We start from the raw sequence: 7,381 nt of genomic DNA on the forward strand, positions 1-7,381 counted from the left end.
TTATTTTGAACATTATATTTTTGCAACCAAAAGGATGTAATATAATTTCCATTGCTTGTGTGTACTAATTCTAAATTGAAAGAACCACAATTTTCTGCAACATTAACAACCGTATTTCCGCTATTTAAGCCTTCTATTGTTTTTACATAAATTCTATCAAAACCACAATTGTCAACAATTCTAAACTTGTATTGTCCTGCAGGCAAAGAATTCATATAAAGCGACCCATTAGTAGCTATATTTACTGAAATATCATATGGTAAAGCAAAACCAAATGAAGTTGGTGCTTCTAAAATTTCAATGAATGTTATTTGAGAATTCTGAACAGTTATTACTATTGATGTTTCTCCTAATACACAACCTGGCCTATTACCTAATCCAATGTTTCCAGATATGGCAGTTATTGTAACAGTATGTGAATATGAATTTCCACATAAATCTGTTAAAATAAAAGTATACGTTCCAATAGGTAAGTTTTCCAAAAGAAAAATATTATCCAAACCAATATACTGAGAAACATTTTCAGGAATTGGATTCAAATAATTAGATGGAGCAGCTATTAATGTTACAGAATTAATTTCTTTTAAAGGATTAAAAAACAATGTAACAGACCCAGTACTGACTCCACATCCAGAAGATGTAGTCAAATCTTCAACGATTGTTATTTGTGTAGAATTAATAGTAAAAATTTCTTGCAGAGTATTTCCACAACTATCCGTAACTTCAACAATATAGTTTCCAGCTGGCAAAGAATTATTTAACCCTCCAAAATAAATAACATCATCAATATATGGTCCTGGATAATTTGTATTATAATTTAAAGGATTAAACCCAGAAGGAGTTGAAATAAAATTCAGATTATATGGTGGTATTAAATTTAACAGCGTAAACTCTACAAAATTATCACTGCAACCAGCAATACCAATATTAGCTTCAAAATCACTACTGACTGCTAATACATTGTTATTTAGCACATACGTATTTCCACAAGCATCCGTTAATAACAAATCATACATATATGACATATTATTCTCCATAGGAATACTTAAATTTATAGTTGTTCCTGAAGTAATTGTTTGATTAACTATAATATTTGCTGCTGTTGGAGGATGAATAGTAGTCTGTAGGGTTATTGGATATAAAAACTGATAGTTTGCAATTAAAGTAAGTGTATGTAAAACATTTACTGATGTACAACTCGCAGTTGAAGAAGTTTCTAAAGCTGGATCAGAAATTTCAATTGGTGTATAACTTAGGTTATTATTATTAAGTGTATAAATACTTCCGCAAGCATCAGTTATTAATATGTTATAAGAATATGATTGATTATTTAAAGTAGGAATAATCAAATTAAATGATGTTCCTGAAGTAATTATTTGACTCGAAGTAATTGGCGAACCCGATGGAGGGTTTATTGTCGTTTGTACAGTTAAGGGATAAGCAATCTGAGAAGATGTTCCTTGTGATATAGTATGAGAAACACTTATTGAATTACAGCTTAAAACTTGTAATAAATTAGGTGGGAAAATTTGAAGAGATGACGCTGAAGAAAGTAATGTAAAAGCCTGAACTATTCCATCACCACAATTATCTACAACTCTTATATTATAAATTCCGGTAACTAAACCTGTAAATATATTACTTGTTTGAACAACTGTTGTTATAGGACCAGCTAATAATTGATATGAAACAGCAGTTGCTGATGCATTAACTGTAATTGTACCATTGTTTGCACAAGTTACATTTGTTCCTGTAATTGAAAACGTTAATGGAATAATATTATTTGTGATTGTTGCATTTTCAGAAACATTAGTTTCAACACCATTTACAGTTTGTGAAGCTATAACTAAATAATTCCCAGCAACTAATCCACCATGAGAACTAGCTGAAGTTGTGACAATAGGAGTCGTTGTATTTGGTAATAAATAAACAGAATAAAAAACAGGTATTCCAGTTACTTCGTTTGTTATTAAAAATGATAAAGAACCATTTCCAGTACATGTTTCATTTGTTGCTGTAACATTTAAGTCTAAAGCTAAAGCATTTGTATTTAAAAACAACAAGAAAACAAACAAAGTAAAAAGTATCTTTTTCCGCATAAAAAGCATTTTGTACTGAAATAAATTTAAAAAATAAAAAACTATAGCTTAGAAACAATCTTCTTAATATCTTGTTCTTTACTTTTTGGATAAATCAATAAAACATCATCCTTATCAACAATTATATAATCGTTTAATCCGTCAATTACAATTACTTTTTTATTAGATGCTCTTATTATATTGTTAGATGCATTTTCTAGTATAACGGTTGCGTTAACGACAGCATTATTTTTTTCGTCTTTGTCAAGTTTTTCATGTAATGAGCCCCAAGTTCCTAAATCGTTCCAATCGAAAGTTGCTGGCAAAACATATACATTTTTTGCTTTTTCTAAAATTGCATAGTCAATTGAAATATTTTCTGCCTTTGCATAATTTTCATTAATAAAATCTCTTTCTGTAGATGTGTTTAATTCATTAAGTCCTGATAAAAATAAAGCATTCATTACAGGTTGAAATTCAGAAAATGCTTCAGTTATTGCTTTTGCACTCCAAATAAAAATTCCACCATTCCACAGAAAATTTCCACTAGCTAAAAATGCTTTTGCAGTCTCATAATTTGGTTTCTCTCTAAATTGATTTACTATTTTTACTGAATTTGAATCTGCTTTATCATATTCGATATAACCGAAACCTGTATTTGGAAAAGTTGGTTGTATTCCTAATGTCATCAATGCATTTTCTGAAGCACAAAAATCAAAACATTGTTTTAAATTGTTTGCAAATTCATTTTCATCTTCAATCCAATGGTCACTTGGCGCAACAACCATAACAGCATCTGGATTTTGTTTTTGAATTTTTAAAGAAGCATATAAAATACAAGGAGCAGTATTTCGCATAGCTGGCTCTAACAAAATTTGCTCTTGTTTTACCATTGGTAATTGTTCTAAAACCAGGTTATTGTATTTCTCATTAGTTAAAATAAGTATATTTTCAACTGGTATTATTTTTGATAATCTAGAAAATGTCTTTTGAATTAAAGTATCCCCAGTTCCTAACATATCGTGAAATTGTTTAGGAAAATCTACCGTACTCACGGGCCAAAATCGTGAACCAACTCCACCAGCCATTAATATTGCGTAATAATTTTTATTCATTTTATTTTTTTCTTTGTAATTATAAGTACAAAAATAATAGCTAAATATACAAATTAATCTGTTATTCTATTAAACGAAATGATGTTTCTTTGTATAACCTTTTACTACAGACAAACTAACCTGGAATTATCTCAACTTCAGCATTTGCATTGAATAAATAGGCTTTTCCAGAACTCATTTCTGTGCATTCGTATCGCTTTACACGAAGTCCGATTTTTTGAAAAATTCTACCATTTTTTATTCTAAATAAACTACCACTTGGCACTTCATGTATAAAATAAATATCTGGCTTTCGTTCATCAAACTGTTTTAAAGCATATGCTAATCTAGCATCTGTATCGCTACTTGCCGTTGGATTTCTAAAATGACTAGCTACTAAAGACAAAACAGAATTTGGAAATATTTCTGGTCGGATAAAAGGAACCATAAGTCTTTGAAAAGTATGCTTCCACTCTACTCCATGTGGTTTTATGTTTCTTCCAAATTTTTGAAAAGCTACCAAATGAGCAATTTCATGAATTAATGTGATTAGAAATCTATACTTATTTAAATTAGAATTTACTGTAATCAGATGGAAACCTTGTGCATCTTTTCGATAATCACCATGACGAGTTTGCCTCTCATTTACAATTTTTAAATGTACATGATTGGCTTTTACAAGTTCAAAACAAGGTTCGACTGCGTGAGAAGGCAAGTATTTTTCTAAAACGTTACTCAAATTTATTTATTTTGCAATAAGCTGTTGGCTAAAGTTGAATGGCAATTGATTTTACTATTTCTGAAATTTTATTTTTTAAGGTGTTGTTGAAGAGACTTGCAAAACTTTTCCGTTATAATATTTGTTTCCGGTTAAAGCAAAATCGTGAATATAATTTGCCATTTCCTGAGCAGAAAGTGGTGCTTCATATCCTGGAAAGGCTTCTTGCAACATTTCTGTATTTACTGAACCTAAAGCTAAAACATTAAAACTAATGCCTTGTTCTTTGTATTCTTCTGCAAGTAATTCTGACAAAGTAATTACTGCTCCTTTACTTGAACTGTAAGCCGCTAAACCTGCAAATTTCATACTTCCTTGAATTCCTCCCATTGAACTTATAGTTACAACATGACTTCCTTTTTGAAGAAATGGAACGCAAATTCTAGTTAAGCTCGCTACAGCAAAAACATTTACTTTATAGATGTTTTCAAATTCACTTGAAGTAATTTGCTCAAATGGTTTATGTAATAAAGCTCCTGCATTGTGAATTAGAACATCCACATTCTTGAACGTGTTTTTGATGAAATCTTCTACTTCTCCAATAGCTGAATCTAAAGATAAATCAACAGACAAACAAGTTATGTTTTTGTGTTCGATTAAAATTTTAGGAGTTTTTCGCGATAAAGCTAAAACATTATGACCTTCATTTGCGAATTGCAAAGCCATTTCGTAGCCAATTCCTCTTGAAGTTCCTGTGATTATTATATTTTTATTTGACATTTATTGTAATTTCTTTTGTGGGTTTGTTCATCATTATCTCCAAAACTGGAATCATTGTATTTACGACATTGGTCATGTGTTTTGGATCCATTAATTCAAATTCATCATCTGGTTTGTGATAAAAATCGAAGTTTTCAAAATCAAATGTTGAAACCGTTTGAGCAGGAACGTCAAACTCTGTAAAGAAAGGATAATTATCCGAAGCTCTAAATAATTGGTATTTAGTTTCAGCTGGAACATATCCGATCACTTTTTCACCTGCATATTCATTCATTTTTGAAGCCATATTCGTTTTTCCAAAACCAGTTAAGTAAAGAATAAAATCTTTGTTTTGCATTGGAACTCCAATCATTTCAAAATTAAACATGATGTATAAATCTAAATTGGCTGCTTTTAATTTTTTAGCTAAATGTTTTGAGCCTAGCAATCCTTTTTCTTCAGCTGAAAAGAATACGAAAATTAAACTTCTCTTGTTCTTTTTATTCTTTGCAAAATACTTCATTACTTCTGTAACAGCTGTCGAACCCGATGCGTTATCGTTTGCTCCATTGGCAATGTCATCTCCATTTACAGCAGCAATTTTACCGATATGATCATAATGAGCTCCAATAATAACGAATTCATTTTTAAGCTTTGAATCATTTCCTTCAATATATCCAACAATGTTATAAGCTGGTTTATCAAAATTTGAAAGTGTATCTCTATAAGTCTTGAAATAAGGTTTGATGCCATTTTCTTTCATCATGTTTTCTAGAAAAACGCTGGCTTTTTCAATTCCTTTACTTCCTGAATCTCTTCCTTCATTATCGTCAGAAGCTAAAAATTTTAAGGTTTTAGCAACGTTTTCTTCTTTAGCAAAATCAACTTTGGTTATTCCTGAAGTTGACTCTGTTACAACTGGATTAGTTGTTGGAGCTAACTTTTGTGAACCACATGCAATTAATAATACTGAAGCAAAAAAATATAATTTTCTCATTTTATGTAAGTTTTAGTAAAAATAAAAAAATCCGGAGGAAATCCGGACATTTATGTTATTCTTTATTACAAAATATATCAACAATTTATATTTAAAACTTTAATAGCGCTGGAATTTTTTCTTTATTTATAAATATTAGCATTGCACAACAAACAAAAGTAATGTTTGCCAGTAAGAATAATATTCCTCCATCATTGTTGACTTCTATACCTAATTTGGTCAAATGCGATAAAATAGCACCAGCCATAGTTCCTAATCCTAGAATTGCTCCCAATAAAGTTGTTCTTGGAATTAAAATTAAGACAGAAGCAATTAATTCAACTATACCAGAACCAATTCTTCCATAAGGTTCTATACCTAAAGTTGAAAATATATAAACACTTTCTGGTGCAGCTGTGAATTTAAAAAATAACGTTTGCAATAAAATTATTGCTACTACCAAACGTAAAACCCAAATGAATATTTTTTTATACATAACTCAAAATTTATTTATTCAAAAGTACACTACTCAAATTTACTCAACTGTTAGTCAGACAACAAAATTTGAATTAGTTTCATAAAAAAAGTCCCGATAAAATCGAGACTTTCTTATTATATATAAATAGAAGTTTAAGCTAACATTGTAACTGGATTTTCTAAATAACTTTTTAAAGTTTGCAAGAATAAAGCTCCTGTTGCACCATCAACTGTTCTGTGGTCGCAAGCAAGTGTTACTTTCATTACATTTCCAACAACAATTTGACTGTTTTTAACAACTGGTTTTTCAACAATTGCTCCAATAGATAAAATTGCTGAGTTTGGTTGGTTTATAATTGAAGTAAATTCAATAATACCGTAAGCTCCTAAATTAGAAATTGTAAACGTACTTCCTTCCATTTCTGCAGGTGATAATTTTTTAGCTTTAGCTTTTCCTGCTAAGTCTTTAACACTTGAAGAAATTTGAGTCAAACTCATTTGATCTGTGAATGGTAAAACTGGCACTAATAAACCGTCTTCTACAGCAACAGCAACTCCAATATTAACATGATGATTTAATATAGTTTCTTTTTCTGTCCATTGTGAATTTACTTGAGGATGTTTTTTCAAAGCCATTGCACAAGCTTTAACGATTAAATCATTGAATGAAACTTTAGTATCAGGCAACGAATTAATAGTAGTTCTTGAAGCAATCGCATTATCCATATCTAACTCAATAGTTAAATAATAATGTGGTGCAGTAAATTTAGACTCTCCCAAACGACGAGCGATAGTCTTTCTCATTTGAGAATTCGCACTCGTAGTAACTAGTTTTTCTCCAGCTGGAACAAATGGCTGAACATTTGCAACTGCTTCTTTAGCTTGAGCAACTGTTGCTTCTGCTGAACTTGTATTTGTATTTGTATTTGGAGTATAATTTTCAATATCAGATTTTACTATTCTTCCGTTTTCACCAGAACCATTAATTTGATTTAAATCAATACCCTTTTCCTTTGCTATTTGTTTGGCTAATGGCGAAGCGAAAATTCTTCCGCCAGCATTGTTTGTTGGTGTAGAATGAGATGCAGAATTCTCGGTTTTTGTTTCCTTTTTATCTTCTTTTACATCTTCTTTGGTCTCAGAATCATTTGAAAAATTTTCTGCAATTCCTGAAACATCTGTTCCCGCAGGTCCAATGATTGCTAAAACGCTATCTACTGGAGCAGTTTCTCCTTCTTGAATTCCAATATATAATAAGGTTCCTTCATTAAAAGATTCA

The 7,381-nt window shown here is 30.4% G+C and carries 7 protein-coding genes; all 7 read right to left on the reverse strand.

What is annotated here, in order from left to right:
- A partial coding sequence (locus AACZ53_RS12750) for a hypothetical protein (RefSeq protein ID WP_339839123.1) occupies positions 1-2,099 on the reverse strand: 2,099 nt, incomplete at its 3' end.
- Between the two features lie 41 nt (positions 2,100-2,140).
- Positions 2,141-3,193, reverse strand: coding sequence for a mannose-1-phosphate guanylyltransferase (locus AACZ53_RS12755; protein WP_339839125.1), 1,053 nt, complete (start codon positions 3,191-3,193; stop codon positions 2,141-2,143).
- 115 nt (positions 3,194-3,308) lie between these two features.
- On the reverse strand, positions 3,309-3,911 hold the full coding sequence (locus tag AACZ53_RS12760) for a SprT-like domain-containing protein (protein WP_339839127.1): 603 nt from the start codon (positions 3,909-3,911) through the stop codon (positions 3,309-3,311).
- A gap of 75 nt (positions 3,912-3,986) precedes the next feature.
- A complete protein-coding gene (locus AACZ53_RS12765; protein ID WP_339839130.1) occupies positions 3,987-4,670 on the reverse strand; it encodes an SDR family oxidoreductase in 684 nt (227 codons plus the stop codon).
- Positions 4,660-5,646 (reverse strand): M20/M25/M40 family metallo-hydrolase, encoded by a 987-nt coding sequence (locus AACZ53_RS12770; protein ID WP_339839133.1) that lies wholly within the window; start codon positions 5,644-5,646, stop codon positions 4,660-4,662. Before AACZ53_RS12770 ends, AACZ53_RS12765 begins: the two co-directional genes overlap by 11 nt.
- A 91-nt stretch (positions 5,647-5,737) precedes the next feature.
- The gene (locus AACZ53_RS12775) at positions 5,738-6,121 is read right to left on the reverse strand and encodes a DoxX family protein (protein ID WP_339839136.1); all 384 of its coding nucleotides are present in this window, start codon (positions 6,119-6,121) and stop codon (positions 5,738-5,740) included.
- A 134-nt stretch (positions 6,122-6,255) separates the two neighbouring features.
- Positions 6,256-7,381: dihydrolipoamide acetyltransferase family protein (locus tag AACZ53_RS12780; protein WP_339839139.1), on the reverse strand; the 1,126-nt coding region annotated here is incomplete at its 5' end.

The sequence above is a fragment of the uncultured Flavobacterium sp. genome (assembly GCF_963975005.1).
GTDB lineage: Bacteria > Bacteroidota > Bacteroidia > Flavobacteriales > Flavobacteriaceae > Flavobacterium.